13 protein-coding genes are annotated in these 14997 nt (G+C 67.7%); 4 read left to right on the top strand and 9 right to left on the bottom strand.

All coding sequences use genetic code 11. The features are described from left to right. Window positions 1–44: 44 nt before the first annotated feature. Complete coding sequence (locus WJU27_RS11080) at window positions 45–1133, top strand: alkene reductase (protein ID WP_341422149.1); 1089 nt, start codon at window positions 45–47, stop codon at window positions 1131–1133. Between the two features lie 12 nt (window positions 1134–1145). On the opposite strand, the gene WJU27_RS11075 is transcribed toward WJU27_RS11080, so the two are convergent. From WJU27_RS11075 to norR, 3 genes are all read right to left on the bottom strand, one after another. Continuing rightward, window positions 1146–1505 carry a YbaN family protein gene (locus WJU27_RS11075; protein WP_020163636.1) on the bottom strand — a complete coding sequence of 120 codons (360 nt, stop codon included), beginning with the start codon at window positions 1503–1505 and terminating at the stop codon, window positions 1146–1148. Between the two features lie 293 nt (window positions 1506–1798). Then, on the bottom strand, window positions 1799–5185 hold the full coding sequence (locus WJU27_RS11070) for a transglutaminase family protein (RefSeq protein WP_341422148.1): 3387 nt from the start codon (window positions 5183–5185) through the stop codon (window positions 1799–1801). A gap of 167 nt (window positions 5186–5352) precedes the next feature. Continuing rightward, entirely contained in the window at window positions 5353–6879 is a 1527-nt protein-coding gene (norR, locus tag WJU27_RS11065; protein ID WP_341422439.1) for a nitric oxide reductase transcriptional regulator NorR, read from the bottom strand. Window positions 6880–7033: 154 nt separating this feature from the next. Between norR and ytfE the strand changes: the two genes are divergently transcribed. From ytfE to WJU27_RS11050, 3 genes are all read left to right on the top strand, one after another. Then, entirely contained in the window at window positions 7034–7726 is a 693-nt protein-coding gene (gene ytfE / locus WJU27_RS11060; RefSeq protein ID WP_341422147.1) for an iron-sulfur cluster repair protein YtfE, read from the top strand. Continuing rightward, window positions 7719–10004 carry a nitric-oxide reductase large subunit gene (locus tag WJU27_RS11055; RefSeq protein WP_341422146.1) on the top strand — a complete coding sequence of 762 codons (2286 nt, stop codon included), beginning with the start codon at window positions 7719–7721 and terminating at the stop codon, window positions 10002–10004. Before ytfE ends, WJU27_RS11055 begins: the two co-directional genes overlap by 8 nt. Before the next feature lie 177 nt (window positions 10005–10181). Further along, complete coding sequence (locus WJU27_RS11050; RefSeq protein WP_341422145.1) at window positions 10182–10604, top strand: winged helix-turn-helix domain-containing protein; 423 nt, start codon at window positions 10182–10184, stop codon at window positions 10602–10604. On the opposite strand, the gene modC is transcribed toward WJU27_RS11050, so the two are convergent. The 6 genes from modC to fdhD form a co-directional block, all read right to left on the bottom strand. Continuing rightward, window positions 10552–11724, bottom strand: coding sequence for a molybdenum ABC transporter ATP-binding protein (gene modC / locus WJU27_RS11045; RefSeq protein ID WP_232415967.1), 1173 nt, complete (start codon window positions 11722–11724; stop codon window positions 10552–10554). The two genes, WJU27_RS11050 and modC, sit on opposite strands and share 53 nt — an antisense overlap. Next, window positions 11682–12368: a molybdate ABC transporter permease subunit gene (modB, locus tag WJU27_RS11040; protein WP_304004088.1), complete on the bottom strand. Its 687-nt coding sequence runs from the start codon at window positions 12366–12368 to the stop codon at window positions 11682–11684. Before modB ends, modC begins: the two co-directional genes overlap by 43 nt. Window positions 12369–12374: 6 nt before the next feature. Then, window positions 12375–13145, bottom strand: a complete 771-nt coding sequence (modA, locus tag WJU27_RS11035; protein WP_341422144.1) for a molybdate ABC transporter substrate-binding protein — start codon at window positions 13143–13145, stop codon at window positions 12375–12377. A 119-nt stretch (window positions 13146–13264) separates the two neighbouring features. Beyond that, window positions 13265–13864 (bottom strand): cysteine hydrolase family protein, encoded by a 600-nt coding sequence (locus WJU27_RS11030; RefSeq protein ID WP_341422143.1) that lies wholly within the window; start codon window positions 13862–13864, stop codon window positions 13265–13267. 15 nt (window positions 13865–13879) lie between these two features. Then, complete coding sequence (locus tag WJU27_RS11025) at window positions 13880–14113, bottom strand: formate dehydrogenase subunit delta (protein WP_304004092.1); 234 nt, start codon at window positions 14111–14113, stop codon at window positions 13880–13882. Window positions 14114–14116: 3 nt separating this feature from the next. Further along, window positions 14117–14983, bottom strand: coding sequence for a formate dehydrogenase accessory sulfurtransferase FdhD (gene fdhD, locus WJU27_RS11020; protein ID WP_341422438.1), 867 nt, complete (start codon window positions 14981–14983; stop codon window positions 14117–14119). Window positions 14984–14997 lie beyond the last annotated feature (14 nt).

Below are 14997 nucleotides of genomic sequence, written 5' to 3'. Positions count from 1 at the left end.
TGCGTGGGCGGCGACCCCAACACCATCCATAGACGGAGAACCGAATGACAACGCTGTTCGAACCGACCCGACTGGGCGACATCGCCCTCGCCAACCGCATCGTCATGGCACCGCTGACGCGCAACCGCGCCCAGGCCGGTAACGTGCCGGGGCCGCTGACGGTCGAGTACTACCGCCAGCGCGCGAGCGCCGGCCTCATCATTGCCGAGGCGACGCAGATTTCGCCGATGGCGCAGGGCTATCTCGACACCCCGGGCATCCACTCGGCCGAGCAGGTCGCCGGCTGGCGCAAGGTGACTGACGCGGTGCATGCCGCCGGCGGTCGCATCGTGCTGCAGCTGTGGCACGTCGGACGCATTTCGCATACCTCGCTGCTGCCGGGCGGCGCGGCGCCGGTATCCTCGACCGCGCGTCGGCCTAACGCGCAGACCTATACGAAGGAAGGCTTCGTGCCGGTGTCCGAACCCCGAGCGCTGCGCGACGACGAACTGCCGGGCATCGTTGACGATTACCGCCGCGCCGCGCGCAACGCGATCGACGCCGGTTTCGACGGCGTCGAGGTGCACGCCGCCAACAACTACCTGCTGGACCAGTTCATGCGAGACAGCGTGAATGACCGCAGCGGCCCCTATGGTGGTTCCATCGACAACCGCATCCGTCTGGTCGTCGAAGTGATGCAGGCGGTGGCGGCGGAAATAGGTGCCGCGCGCACCGGCATCCGTCTGTCGCCGATCACCACCTTCAGCGACACGGCGCGCGACAGCAATCCGCAGGCGCTGTACGGCCGCCTTGTTGAAGTGCTGGCGCCGCTCGGGCTCGCTTTCGTGCACATGATCGAGGGTGAGACCGGCGGCCCGCGCGAACCGGCGGATCTGGCGCAGCCCTTCGACTACGACGCGCTGAAGAAGGCTTTCGGTGGCGGCTGGATCGTGAACAACGGCTTCGATCGCGCGAGCGCGGAGGCCAAGGTGGCAGCTGGTGCGGCCGACGCGATCGCCTTCGGCAAGCCCTTCATCGCGAATCCGGATCTGGTGCGCCGGCTGCGCGAAAACGCGCCGCTGAATCCGCTGCGTGCCGAGCTGATGTACGGCGGCGGCGCCGAGGGCTATATCGACTACCCGGCACTCGCCTGACGCCGTTTCAGGTCACTCGTCGCCGGCCGGCTCGGGCCGCGTCCACAGCCAGCTGGCGACGACGACGAGAATGAGCCACACACTGCCGCGCACCCAGGGCGGCACCGGGCTGAACCACAGCGTGGTGGCGCTGAACAGCATCATCACGCTGGCCAGCCACTTGGCGCGGCGCGGCACCGCGCCGTGCTCGCGCCAGTGGGTGATGTGCGGTCCGTACTTCGGATGGGCGAGCAGCTTCGCCTCCAGCGCCGGCCAGCCACGGCCGGCGGCCCAGGCCGCGAGCAGCAGGAAGGGCACGGTCGGCAGTACGGGCAGGAAGGCGCCGATGACGCCCAACAGTACCGACACTGCGGCGAGCAGCCGCCACAGCATCTGACGGGTCCAGTGGATCAAGACGGGCAGGGCGTGATGCGAAAGCCGCATTGTGCCGCAGGCCGGCGCGCGACGCAGGCGGCAAGTCAGTCCTTCAGGTGGTTCGGGCGGGATGCTCGCGAGGCTTTCCTTCTCCCACATCAGCGGGAAAGGGTGGCGCGCAGCGCGAGATGGGGGCAGGGCGCGGGGATCCACGCCGCGATCGCGAGCACGCTTGCTCCCCCGGGACCCATGCCATGCGGGGGAGAACCGTCCCGTGAAAAGTCACGGTGTCGCGACGCGGACGCTTCCCTTCAACGCCTGAGATCGAGCGTAAACGGGAAGTTCGGATTGCGCTCCTCGGGCGGGGCCGACACCTGGCCCGGCGTGTGGCCCATTGCGAAGAAGCGCGCCAGCCGGCGGCCTTCCGCTTCATACGAATTGACCGGGAAGGTTTCGAAATTGCGGCCGCCCGGGTGGGCCACGTGGTACTGGCAGCCGCCCATCGAGCGCTTCATCCAGTCGTCGACCAGATCGAACACCAGCGGACTGTGCGGCGCGATGGTCGGGTGCAGACAGGCGGCCGGTTGCCAGGCGCGGTAGCGCACGCCGGCGACGAATTCGCCGACGCGACCGGTGGGCTGCAGCGGAATGCGCCGGCCATTGACCGCCAGCACGTGGCGGTCATCCACCAGTCCCTGCACCTTGACCTGCAACCGTTCGACCGAGGAGTCGACATAGCGCACGGTGCCGCCCGGCGCACCCTCTTCTCCCATCACGTGCCACGGTTCGAGCGCGCTGCGCAGTTCGACCTGCACGTTGCGCGCGGCGAATGCACCCATCTTCGGGAAACGGAACTCGAAGTGCGGGGCGAACCAGTCCAGCTCCATCGTGTAGCCGAAGCTGCGCAGCTCGTCGACCACGTCGCGCAGATCGTCCCAGACGAAGTGCGGCAGCATGTAGCGGTCGTGCAGTTCGGTGCCCCAGCGCTTCAGGCGCGCCGGCTGGTAGGGCTGCTGCCAGAAGCGGGCGATCAGCGCGCGCAGCAGCAGCTGCTGGGTCAGGCTCATGCGCGCGTGCGGCGGCATTTCGAAGGCGCGCATCTCCAGCAGGCCGAGGCGGCCGGTCGGGCCGTCGGGCGAGAACAGCTTGTCGATGCAGAACTCGGTGCGGTGCGTGTTGCCGGTCGAATCGACCAGCAGATTGCGCAGGATGCGGTCGATCAGCCACGGCGGCGTATAGCCCATGTCGCGCGTGCGGCGCTCGATTTCGGCGAAGGCGATCTCGATCTCGTATACGGCGTCGTTGCGTGCCTCGTCGATGCGCGGCGCCTGGCTGGTCGGGCCGATGAACAGGCCGGAGAACAGGTAGGACAGCGACGGATGGTTGTGCCAGTAGCTGATCAGGCTGCGCAGCAGGTCGGGCCGGCGCAGGAAGGGCGAGTCGGACACGGTCGCGCCGCCGAGCACGAAGTGGTTGCCGCCGCCGGTGCCGCTGTGGCGACCGTCGATCATGAACTTCTCAGTGCCGAGCCGGGTTTCGTGCGCCGCCTCGTACAGGAAGGTGGTGCCGGCCACCATGTCGTCCCATGAGTGGTAGGGCTGGATGTTCACCTCCAGCACGCCGGGGTCGGGTGTGATGCGCAGCACTTCGAGGCGGGCGTCGCGCGGCGGCTCGTAACCTTCAAGCACGACCGGCTGGCCGCAGTCGGCAGCGGTCGCCTCGATCGCGGTCACCAGCTCGAGGTAGTCCTCCAGTGCCGTCAGCGGCGGCATGAACAGGTACATGACGCCGTGCCGCACCTGCGCACACAGTGCGGTGCGGGTGATCCAGGCGGCGGACTCGAAGGCGTCGGGGCGGCGGTCGGTGGAGGGCGCCACCGGGCTGCCGCTGTCCGGCAGGGCATAGCCCAGACGTTGCGCGCGGTCGCCGGTCAGGCCGGCGAGCGGCGTCTGCATGCGCCAGGCGATGTCGCGCCATTGCGGCAGTGCGGTCTGCGGTGCCATCGGGTCGGCGGCATGCACCCAGGGGTAGTCGGTGGCGGCGACCCACGGTTGGGAGTCCAGCGGCAGCCGATAGCCGAGCGGCGAATCGCCCGGAACCAGATAGCAGCGCTCGGTGCGCAGGAACCACGGACCGCTCTGCCAGGCGTCGCCGGCCGGCGTACGTGCCAGCGGCAGCACGTGGCCGACCACGCTGTCCAGGCCCTGGTCGAACACACGGCGCATGCGCTCGCGTTCGAGCGGATCGTCCAGCCGGGCGTCGAAGGGATCGACGTTCACTGGCAGCTTGCGCTCGCGCCACAGGTAGTACCAGACATCCTCGTAGGCCGGGAAGGCGTGCTTGCCGTCGATGCCGAGGCGGGCCGCCAGTACGTTGAGGAAGCGCGCCGCGTCGCCTTCGGTCAGTGCGTAATCGACGGATTCGTCGGCGAACAGGCCGGAATCCGTCCAGATCGGTTCGCCGTCGCGGCGCCAGAAGCAGCTGAGCGACCAGCGCGGCAGCTGTTCGCCCGGATACCACTTGCCCTGACCGTAGTGCAGCAGACCGCCCGGCGCGTAGCGCGCCTTCAGCTTGGCCAGCAGTTCGGCGCCAAGCAGGCGTTTTGTCGGCTTTTCCGGCGGCGAGTCGGCGGTGGTGTTCCATTCGGCGCCGTCGCGGTCATCCACCGACACGAAGGTGGGCTCGCCGCCCATGGTCAGTCGCACGTCGTGCAGCTTGAGATCGGCGTCGATGCGGTGGCCCAGCGTTTCGATCCGCGACCACTGCGCGTCGCTGTAGGGCTTGGTCACGCGCGGTGCTTCCCACACGCGCTCGACCTTCATGTGGTGTTCGAACTCCGACTCGCACTTCTCGCTGAAGCCGCTGACCGGCGCGGCCGACGACGGTTCGGGCGAACAGGCGAGCGGAATGTGGCCTTCGCCGGCGAACAGGCCGGAAGTCGGGTCCAGTCCGATCCAGCCGGCGCCCGGCAGATACACCTCGCACCAGGCGTGCAGATCGGTGAAATCCTTCTCGGGGCCGCTCGGGCCGTCCAGCGATTTCACGTCCGGCGTCAGCTGTATCAGGTAGCCGGACACGAAGCGCGCAGCCAGGCCGATGTGGCGCAGCACCTGCACCAGCGCCCAGGCCGAGTCGCGGCAGGAGCCGCTGGCCTTCTGCAGCGTTTCCTCCGGCGTCTGCACGCCAGGCTCCATGCGGATGAGGTAGCGGATGTCGTTCTGCATCTGCTGGTTCAGCGCGACCAGGAAGTCCACGCTGGCACGCCCGCCGTTGCACAGCGCCCGCGCGTTATCGACCCAGCGCGAGAACTTGGGCGCGTTGTCGCGGCCGAGCGGCAGTTTCACCAGATAGGGCGTCAGTTCGTGCGTCTGCTCTTCGCTGTAGCCGAATGGAATCTTTTCCGCTTCCGGTTCGAGGAAGAAATCGAAGGGGTTGATGACCGACATTTCGGCCACCAGGTCGATCTCGATGCGCAGTTCGCGCGTGCGCTCCGGGAACACGATGCGGGCGAGATAGTTGGACTGCGGATCCTGCTGCCAGTTGATGAAGTGCTCGCCCGGCGTCGCCTTCAGCGAGTAGGACAGGATGGGTGTGCGCGCGTGCGGCGCCGGACGCAGTCTGACCACCTGCGGGCTGAGCATGACCGGACGGTCGTAGCGGTAGTGGGTGACGTGGTTCAGCGCGACGTGGATGGACACGGAGGACTCCGGTTGCATGCTGGAAAGGGGTTGGTGGTTTCAAGCAATTAGTGTGCGCAAGCCAAGTGCATGATTTTCAGTCTGTTTTGTTTCAGCGTCCTTCCGTGCTTGGGGCGGCCGGCGTGTGCGCGCACCGGCACTGTGCATCAGTGGAAAGTCCGTCATCGCTATTTGAGGCCGAGCCGGCGAGCGAGCTTGTGCAGATTGCTCGGGTCGACGTCCAGCCGCCGGGCGGCGTCGGCCCAGTTACCACCGCAGGCGTCGAGCGCCGCCCGCACCAGCCGCCGTTGCGTCGCGTCGACGGCGTCGCGCAGCGGCATCAGGGTGACAGGTATCGCTTCATCGGTGGGCCGGGGGGGCATGACGCCGGGCAACGCCGGGCTGTCCAGGTCGAGCAGTTCGGCCGGCAGCGACACGATGTCGGTGCGCGCAGCGCCACGGCTCACCACCTTCAGCGCCGCGCGGCTGATCACGTGTTCCAGTTCGCGCACATTGCCCGGCCACGGATAGCGACAGAGCGCGTCTTCCGCCTCGGGCGACAGGCGCAGGCTGCGCAGGCCGAGCCGGGCGCGGTTCAGTTCGAGGAAGCGACCGGCCAGCAGCAGCACGTCGCTGCCGCGTTCGCGCAGCGGCGGTATCGGTACCGGGTACACCGAAAGCCGGTGATAGAGGTCGGCGCGGAAGGCGCCCTCGCGCACGCTGTCGCGCAGCGTGCGGTTGGTCGCCGCGATCACGCGCACGTCGACCCGCCGCGGCTGGTCGGCGCCCAGGCGCTGGATTTCGCCGTTCTGCAGCGCGCGCAGCAGCTTGGCCTGAACGGTCAGCGGCAGTTCGCCGACCTCGTCGAGGAAGAGCGTGCCGCCGTCGGCGGCTTCGAAGCGGCCCGGCCGGTCGGTGGTGGCGCCGGAGAAGGCACCCTTCACGTGGCCGAACAGCTCGCTTTCGGCCAGCGATTCCGGCAGCGCGGCGCAGTTCACGTGCACCAGCGGCTGCGCGGCGCGGCGCGAGTGACGGTGCAGGTGGCGAGCGAACAGTTCCTTGCCGACGCCGGTTTCGCCGAGCAGCAGCACCGGCAGCTCGGACTCGGCCACCACCTTCAGTTCGTGCAGCAGACGCTGGATCACGTCGTTGTGGCCGATGATTTCAGTCTCGTCCGCGGTGGCGCGCGCGTCTGCCGGCTCGCCGCCACGCGACAGGCGCAGCGCGTGCAGGTCCTGTTCCAGCCGGGTCACGCGCACCGCCGCCTCGACCAGCAAGGTGAAGCGACGCAGATCGTCGCGCGCCGCCTCGGTGAAGGTGCCTGTCTGCAGCGCGTCCAGCGTCAGCGCGCCCCAGGTCTGGCCCTCGACGTGCAGGCTGGTGCCCATGCAGTCGTGTACCGGCAGTGGCTCGCCGACGCGGGTGTCGAGCAGACCGTCGTACGGGTCGGGCAGCGTGCTGTCGTGATCGAAGCTGGTGATGTCGCGGCGCGACAGGATGGTGGCCAGTCGCGGGTGCTGACCGACGACGAAGCGCCGGCCCAGTGTTTCGCGCACCAGACCGTCGACCGCGAGCGGGCGCAGCCCGTCCTCTTCCAGTTTCAGCAGCGCGACAGCGCCGCAGTCGAAGTGGGCGCGCAGGCTGGACACCAGTCGCTGCAGCCGCACCGCGGGCGGCAGTTCCGACACCAGGTCGGCAAGCAGCAGGGATTCCATCATGGTTCTAATTACCCTTTAAAGGTGATTAATACCTTTTTGTGCGAGGGTCAAAAGTACCTCAATTTTCGTAGCCTGTTGATTTAATTCGACTGAAATACATGGCCCGGAGCTTGCGAAGTGGGAGTGTCTTCTTCCACACGAGGCTCTTGCCATGAACCTGATCGAACAGTCCCTCGGCGCTCTCGCGCGCAGCATTCCCGGTGCCACCCAGGTGTTCCACGAACACAAGCTCGATTTCTGCTGCGGCGGCAAGCACAGCTTGCAGGAAGCGGCCGCCGAGCGCGGCATCGACGTGCAGCCCATCGTCGATCGCCTGCGCACCCTTGCTTCGCTGGCCACGCGCGAGGAACGCGACTGGCGCACGGTACCGGCGGCAACGCTGATCGAACACATCCTGTTCCGCTTCCATGACCGTCATCGCGAACAGCTGCCGGAACTGATCCGCCTCGCGCGCCGGGTAGAGCAGGTTCACGGCGATCGCCCGGATTGCCCGAACGGCCTCGCCGATCATCTGGCAACGATGCAGCAGGAACTGGAAAGCCATATGCAGAAGGAAGAACAGGTGCTGTTCCCGATGCTCGCCCGCGGACACGCGGCGGCGCTGCAGGGGCCGGTCACGGTGATGCGCAACGAGCACGACCAGCACGGCGAAGCGCTGCAGCGGCTGGAAGCGCTGACCGATGACATCACGCTGCCGCGTGGCGCCTGCAATACCTGGCGCGCGCTCTACGTCGGCCTGGCCGCGCTGCGCGAAGACCTGATGGAACACATCCACCTGGAGAACAACATCCTGTTCGAAGGGCTGAATCCGGCACCGGCCGAGGCGGAGACCGCTCATGGGTAACTATCGCAAGCTGTGGTTCATGCTGATCGGCGTGCTCATCGTCACCTTCTCGCTGCTCGGGTACTACGGCGTCGAGGTGTATCGCAGCGCGCCGCCGATACCGCAGCAGATCGTCAGCGACGACGGCCGCGTGCTGTACACGCACGATGGCATTCTCGACGGGCAGACCGCCTGGCAGTCGGTCGGCGGCATGCAGCTCGGCTCGATCTGGGGCCATGGCGCCTACCAGGCGCCGGACTGGACCGCGGACTGGCTGCACCGCGAACTGCTGGCCTGGCTGGATCTGGCGGCGCAGGACGCGCACGGCAAAACGTATGCCGAACTCGACGCCGACACGCAGGCACTGCTCGCCGCGCGTCTGAAGCGCGAGTACCGGCGCAACACCTACGACGCCGCAAGCGGCATCGCCACCGTATCGACGCTGCGTGCGAAGGCGATCGAGCGCACCGCCGACTACTACGCCGAGCTGTTCGGCGATGCACCGGCGCTGCAGGGCTCGCGCGAAAGCTACGCGATGAAGGAAAACACGCTGCCCGATCCGCAGCGGCGCGCGCAGCTTGCCGGCTTCTTCTTCTGGACCGCCTGGGTGGCGGCGACCGAGCGGCCCGGCACCAGTGCCACCTACACCAACAACTGGCCGCACGAACCGCTGATCGGTAATGCGCCGACCGCGGAGAACGTGGTGTGGTCCATCGTCAGCGTGGTGGTGATGATGGCCGGCGTCGGCTTCCTGATCTGGGGCTGGTCCTTCCTGCGCAAACAGGACGAGAGCGACCCGGCCGCGCCGGCGCAGGACCCGCTGTCGCGCGTCGCGCTGACGCCGTCGCAACGCGCGCTCGGCAAATACCTCTTCCTGGTGGTGGCGCTGTTCGTGTTCCAGGTCATGCTGGGCGGCTTCACCGCGCACTACACCGTCGAGGGTCAGACCTTCTACGGAATGGACGTGTCGCAGTGGTTCCCGTATTCGCTGGTGCGTACGTGGCACATCCAGAGCGCGCTGTTCTGGATCGCCACCGGCTTCCTCGCCGCCGGGTTGTTCCTGGCGCCGCTGATCCACGGCGGGCGCGATCCGAAGTACCAGAAGCTGGGCGTGGACGTGCTGTTCTGGGCGCTGGTCGTGGTGGTCGTCGGCTCCTTCGTCGGCAACTACCTGGCGATCGCGCAGGTCATGCCGCCGGAGCTGAACTTCTGGCTCGGCCACCAGGGCTACGAGTACGTCGACCTCGGCCGCGTATGGCAGATCGGCAAGTTCGTCGGCGTCGCGCTGTGGCTGGTGCTGATGCTGCGCGGCATGGTGCCGGCGCTGCGCACGCCTGGCGGCGACAAGAACCTGCTGGCGCTGCTGACCGCGTCGGTGGTGGCGATCGGCCTGTTCTACGGTGCCGGCTTCGCCTACGGCGAGCGCACCCACCTGTCGGTGATGGAGTACTGGCGCTGGTGGGTCGTGCACCTGTGGGTCGAAGGCTTCTTCGAAGTGTTCGCGACCACTGCACTGGCCTTCATCTTCTCGACGCTCGGCCTCGTTTCCGGCCGCATGGCGACGGCGGCCAGCCTGGCCTCGGCTTCGCTGTTCATGCTGGGCGGCGTGCCCGGCACCTTCCACCATCTGTACTTCGCCGGCACGACCACGCCGGTGATGGCGGTCGGCGCCTCGTTCAGCGCGCTCGAAGTGGTGCCGCTGGTCGTGCTCGGCCACGAGGCGTGGGAGAACTGGCGCCTGAAGGACCGCGCGCCGTGGATGGCCAGGCTGAAGTGGCCGCTCATGTGCTTCGTCGCGGTAGCGTTCTGGAACATGCTCGGTGCCGGCGTATTCGGCTTCATGATCAACCCGCCGATCTCGCTCTACTACGTGCAGGGTCTGAACACGACGCCGGTGCATGCGCACGCCGCACTGTTCGGGGTGTATGGCTTCCTTGCGCTGGGCTTCACGCTGCTGGTGCTGCGTTACGTCCGGCCGCAGCTGGAGTTTGGCGAGCGTCTGATGAAGACCGGCTTCTGGGGGCTCAACGTCGGGCTGGTGCTGATGATCGCCACCAGCCTGCTGCCGATCGGCCTGATCCAGTTCCACGCCAGCGTCAGTCAGGGTCTGTGGTACGCACGCAGCGAGGCATTCATGCAGCAGCCGCTGCTGGAAACGCTGCGCTGGGTGCGCACTTTCGGCGACGTCGTGTTCATCGTCGGCGCTCTGGCGCTGGCCTGGCAGGTGGTAAGCGGCGTGTTCGGGCGCTCCGGCCACGCGCCGGCTCGGACTGCCGCGCTGGCTGGCGCCCGCCGATGAACTGAGCGCAACCGTCCTCCCTCCTTGTCGTCACGCATCGACAAGGTTGGGGCGCCGCGCCGCGAGGCCGGCGCCCCTCTTTTTTGTCGGGATACTTTTCCCCGAGGGTTCGCGAGCTGGTTCTGCCGGTCCCGCCGAGAGGTGAAGATCGCATGGAATGGGCATTACACTGTTGTAATGAATCCGTCCGACAAGTTGCGCGGCGACGCGACGCTGCGCTCCACCGCTTCGCTGCGCCTGCATTTCCACAATGGCGAACGGCTGGGGCCGGGCAAGATTGAACTGCTCGAGCATCTGGCGCGCGAGCGGTCGATCTCCGGTGCGGCGCGTGCGATGGGCATGGCCTATCGGCGTGCCTGGCTGCTGATCGACGACATGAACCGCATGTTCGCCGAGCCGGTGGTGAAGACCTACCCAGGGCGCTCGCAGGGCGCCGGTGGTGCCGAATTGACGCCGTTCGGCGAGCGGCTGATCGCGGTGTTCCGCGCCGCCGAGCGACGAACGGCCGACGCGGTCGTGCTGCAGCTGCGCGAACTGGACGAAGCGCTCAATCCGCAGCCGACGGTGCCTGCGCAGCGTCAGGACGCGGACGTCGGTTGAAGCCGACGCTGCGGCTGTCCAGCGCCACCGATTTCACCATCACCCATACCGCGGTGCCCGGCTGCAGGCCGAGCCGGTCGCACGATTCGCGCGTGACCAGCGCGCGCAGCGAACTGCTGCCCAGATCGACGGCGACATCGGCATATGGACCTTCGCGGGGCGTGATGCCGATGACACGTCCCGGCAGCTTGTTCACAATGGACACATCCATCGGTCGCGACAGCGCGAGAGCCACGTCGCGGGCGCGGATGCGCACACGCACCGCGCAGCCCGGGTCGAGGTCGATGCGCGGCACGCGCAACTGGCCGTCGGTGAAGCGCAGCGTGGTCAGAGCGTAGTCGTCGTTGTGCTGCAGCACCGTGCAGTCGAGCACCGAGCCCGCTTCGTAGCGACCGATCAGCGGTGAGTGCTCGGGGCGCGACATGATGTCGGCCAGTTCGCCACTGGCGACAGTGCGGCCTTCGCTGACGATGACCAGATGGTCGGCCAGCCGCGTCACCTCCTCGATCGAATGGCTCACGTACAGCACGGGCAGCGCGAACTCCTGCGCCAGCCGTTCGATATACGGCAGTACCTCTGCCTTGCGTGGCGCGTCGAGCGAAGCGAGCGGTTCGTCCATCAGCAGCAGCCCTGGCTGACTCAGCAGCGCGCGGCCGAGTGCTATCCGCTGCTTCTCGCCGCCGGACAGGTGATGCGGTCGGCGGTCAAGCAGGTGGGCGAGACCGAGCACGTCGATCACGCTGTCCCAGTCCACCGGGCGCGGACCGCGCGCGCGCTTCAGGCCGTAACGCAGGTTGCCGGCGACCGACAGGTGCGGAAACAGCCGTGCGTCCTGGAACACGTAGCCGACGCCGCGCGCCTCGATCGGCAGGTCGATGCCGGCGTCGGCGTCGAAGAACACGCGGTCGCCGACCGCGATGCGTCCGCGCGACGGCCGCACGATGCCCGCCACCGCGTTGATCAGACTGCTCTTGCCGGCGCCGCTGCGGCCGAAGATGGCGCTGACGCCGCGCGACGGCAGCGTGACGTCGACGTCGAGGTCGAGCGCCCCCAGCCGTGTGCCGAAGCGCAGTTCGATCATGGTCGCCCCAGCCAGCGCTGCGTGCGCCGGTTCAGCCATTCCGACAGGATGATCGCGGCGACGGCAAGCGCCATCGAAAGGCCGACCAGCCGCAGCGCGATGGCATCGCCGTCCGGTGTCTGCGTCGCGGTGTAGATGGCCAGCGGCAGCGTGCGCGTTTCGCCTTCGATATTGGAGGCGAAGGTGATGGTGGCGCCGAACTCGCCGAGGCTGGCGGCAAAGGCCATCATCGCGCCGGACAGGATGCCCGGCAGCATCATCGGCAGCGTGATCGTGCACAGCACGTCGATACGGCTGGCGCCCAACGTGCGCGCGGCCAGTTCGAGACCGCGGTCGACGCCATCCAGCGACAGGCGGATCGCCCTCACCATCAGCGGAAAGGCCATCACCGCCGCGGCCACCACCACGCCTTCGGTGGTGAAGATGAGCTGGATGCCGAAGGTGCTCTTGAGCCAGGCGCCGAGCGGCGCGCGCGTGCCCAGCGAGATCAGCAGCAGGTAGCCGATCACCACCGGCGGCAGCACCAGTGGGGCATGCACGATGCCGTCGAGCAGGGCGCGACCGGGCAGGCGGGTGCGTGACAGCAGCCAGGCAACGCCCAGCGCGAAGGGCAGGCAAAGCGCGGTGCTGGCCAGCCCGACACGGAGGCTGAGCAGCAGGGCGTCCAGTTCGATGTCGCTCATCTATGCCTATTTGATGCTGAAGCCGTACCGCGTGAATACCGCCGTCGATTCGTTGCCGCGCAGCCACTGCATGAACGCGCGCGCGGCCGGCGTGTCCTGTCCGGCGACGATGGCAGCAGGATAGGTGATCGGCGCGTGCGTGTCAGCGGGAAACACGCCGGCGACGCGCACCTTGGGCGACACCGCGGCGTCCGTGGCGTAGACGATGCCTGCGGGCACCTCGCCGCGTTCCACCAGCACCAGCGCCGCGCGCACCGAATCCGCGCGCACCAGTCTGGGCTCCGCGGCCTGCCATGCGCCGAGCTTGGTCAGTGCGTCCTTGGCGTACTTGCCGACCGGCACGTGGGCGGGATCGCCGGTGGCCAGGCGACCGTCGCCAAGCAGCGCTGCGAGATCGAAGCCGGGTTTCAGCGTGACCGATGCCTTGCTGTCGATCGGTGTCACCAGCACCAGGCTGTTGCCGAGCAGGTCGGTGCGCGTGCCCGCGGCGAGCAGCTTGCGCTCGGCGAGATAGTCCATCCACTGCTCGTCGGCCGACAGGAAGACCTGCGCCTGGGCGCCCGCTTCGATCTGCCGCGCCAGCGCTGAGGACGCTGCGAAGGAGAACTTCACGGTATGGCCGGAGTGCGTCTGGAAGGTCTTGCCGATGTCCTGCAGTGCATTGGTCAGGCTGGCGGCAGCGAACACGACAAGGGTGTCCGCATGGACGGCGCTGGCGACGAGGCTCAGTGCGAGCGCGGACAAGAGGCGGGTGGGCAGCAGACGGGCGAGTTTCATGCTTCTTCCTGTATCAAGTTGAATACAGGATCATCGTACGATGAATTCCGGCGTGTGCTGCGCCGATGGACGAAAAAAAAGCCGGCGGCAGCCGGCTCTTCTTTCTGGTCCGTCGATGTTCAGCGCACCAGCGCGTCGGCGTTCGGCGCGATCGCGGCGAACAGGTCGCGCATCGTCGCGATGCTGGCGGCTTGCACAGTGGCGGCGGAGACCGAGCTGCCATCGGGCAGCGGCAGGTCGCGCGTGGCGGTAGCGGCAGCGACCACGGTGGGTGCGTAGCCGAGGTTGAAGGCGCCGCGGGCGGTCGAGTTCACGCACATATGCGTCATGAATCCGGCCAGCACGAGCTGCTTCACGCCCAGCTTCTTCAGTTCCTCGTCGAGCGGGGTCTGCACGAAGCTGTTCGGGTAGTGCTTGATGATCACCGTTTCACCGGCCTGCGGCGCGACGATGTCGGCGATGCGGCCGATCGCCGCATTGACGTCGTAGGGCGTGCCCGGACCGGCGTCGTGCTGGATGTGGATGACCGGGCGGCCGAGTTCGCGTGCGCGGTCGAGCACACGGCGCGCTTCGAGCAGTGCGGCCTCGACACCGGAGAGCTGCATGACGCCCTCACGGTAGGTGTTCTGGCAATCGATCATCACCAGGGCGGCGTCGGCAAGCAGGCCCGGTTCGTGGCCGAGACCCATCAGGTCGCGCAGCGTCGTCAGTGAACTCATCGGTGAGGTGTCCTTTCAGGTGGTGGAGATTTCCTGCGCCTGCATGTGCTGCAGTGCTTCGCTGACCAGCGGCAGCAGACCGGTGTCGCCGCCGCGGTTCATGTGATCGATGATCGCACGGCGCATGCGCGGTTCCCAGAAACGCCGGACGTGGGCGGCGACTTCGCGCACCGCTTCGTCGTGGTCGGGGTAGCTGTGGAAGAACTGGCCGATCTGGTTGGCCATCTTGACGAGGTTGTGGATGTCCATCTGCTATTCCGTTTGCGTTGCTGTACAGGTTCGGGATTCGGTGTAGATCGCCATGCGGCCGTCGCGGACGAAGCCGCACAGCGTGACGCCCGTGCGCCCGGCCAGATCGATGGCCAGCCCGGTCGGTGCCGAAATGGCCGCCAGCAGGCCGCCGCCGACGCTGGCGAGCTTGAGCACCATTTCATAGCTGGCGCGGCTGGTGACGACCGCGAAACCCTGCGCGGTATCCAGACCGGCCAGTGCGACGGCGCCGATCAGCTTGTCCAGTGCGTTGTGCCGACCGACATCTTCGCGCACGGCGAACAGCGTGCCGTCCGCATGAGCCCAGGCGGCGGCGTGCACCGAACCGGTCAGCGCATGCAGCGCCTGCCCTTCGCCCAGGGCGACGAAGGCGCGGTGGATGGCGGCTTCATCGACCAACGGTCGCGCGGCCACCGGTTTCACTTCGCGCGACACCTGGACGAGGCTGTCCACGCCGCACAGCCCGCAGCCGGTGCGTCCGGCCAGCGAGCGGCGGCGCGCCTTCAGCGCTTCGAAGGCGCGGTTCGACACCTGCATGCGCACCTCGATGCCATCGACGTGGTGCGCCGTGTCGATGTCGTGGATCTCCGATGCGCGCGCGACGATGCCTTCAGCCAGACTGAAGCCAGTGCCGAAGTCTTCGAGATCGGCCGGCGTGGCCAGCATGACTGCGTGCGAAATGCCGTTGTACACCATGGCCACCGGCACCTCTTCGGCCACGCATTCGACGCTGGCGGTGCGCATGCGCCCGCTGACACGCACGGCGCTGCGCAGCCGCTGCGCCGGATGCAGCACGGCGTCGCCGCTCATTTCACCCGCTTCATCGCAGGCGAGCAGCGGACCGCCCATGGCGAGAGCCTGCA

Source organism: Methyloversatilis sp. NSM2 (assembly GCF_038066675.1).
Taxonomy (GTDB): Bacteria; Pseudomonadota; Gammaproteobacteria; order Burkholderiales; family Rhodocyclaceae; genus Methyloversatilis; species Methyloversatilis discipulorum_A.
This window is presented reverse-complemented; position numbering and strand designations above follow the sequence as displayed.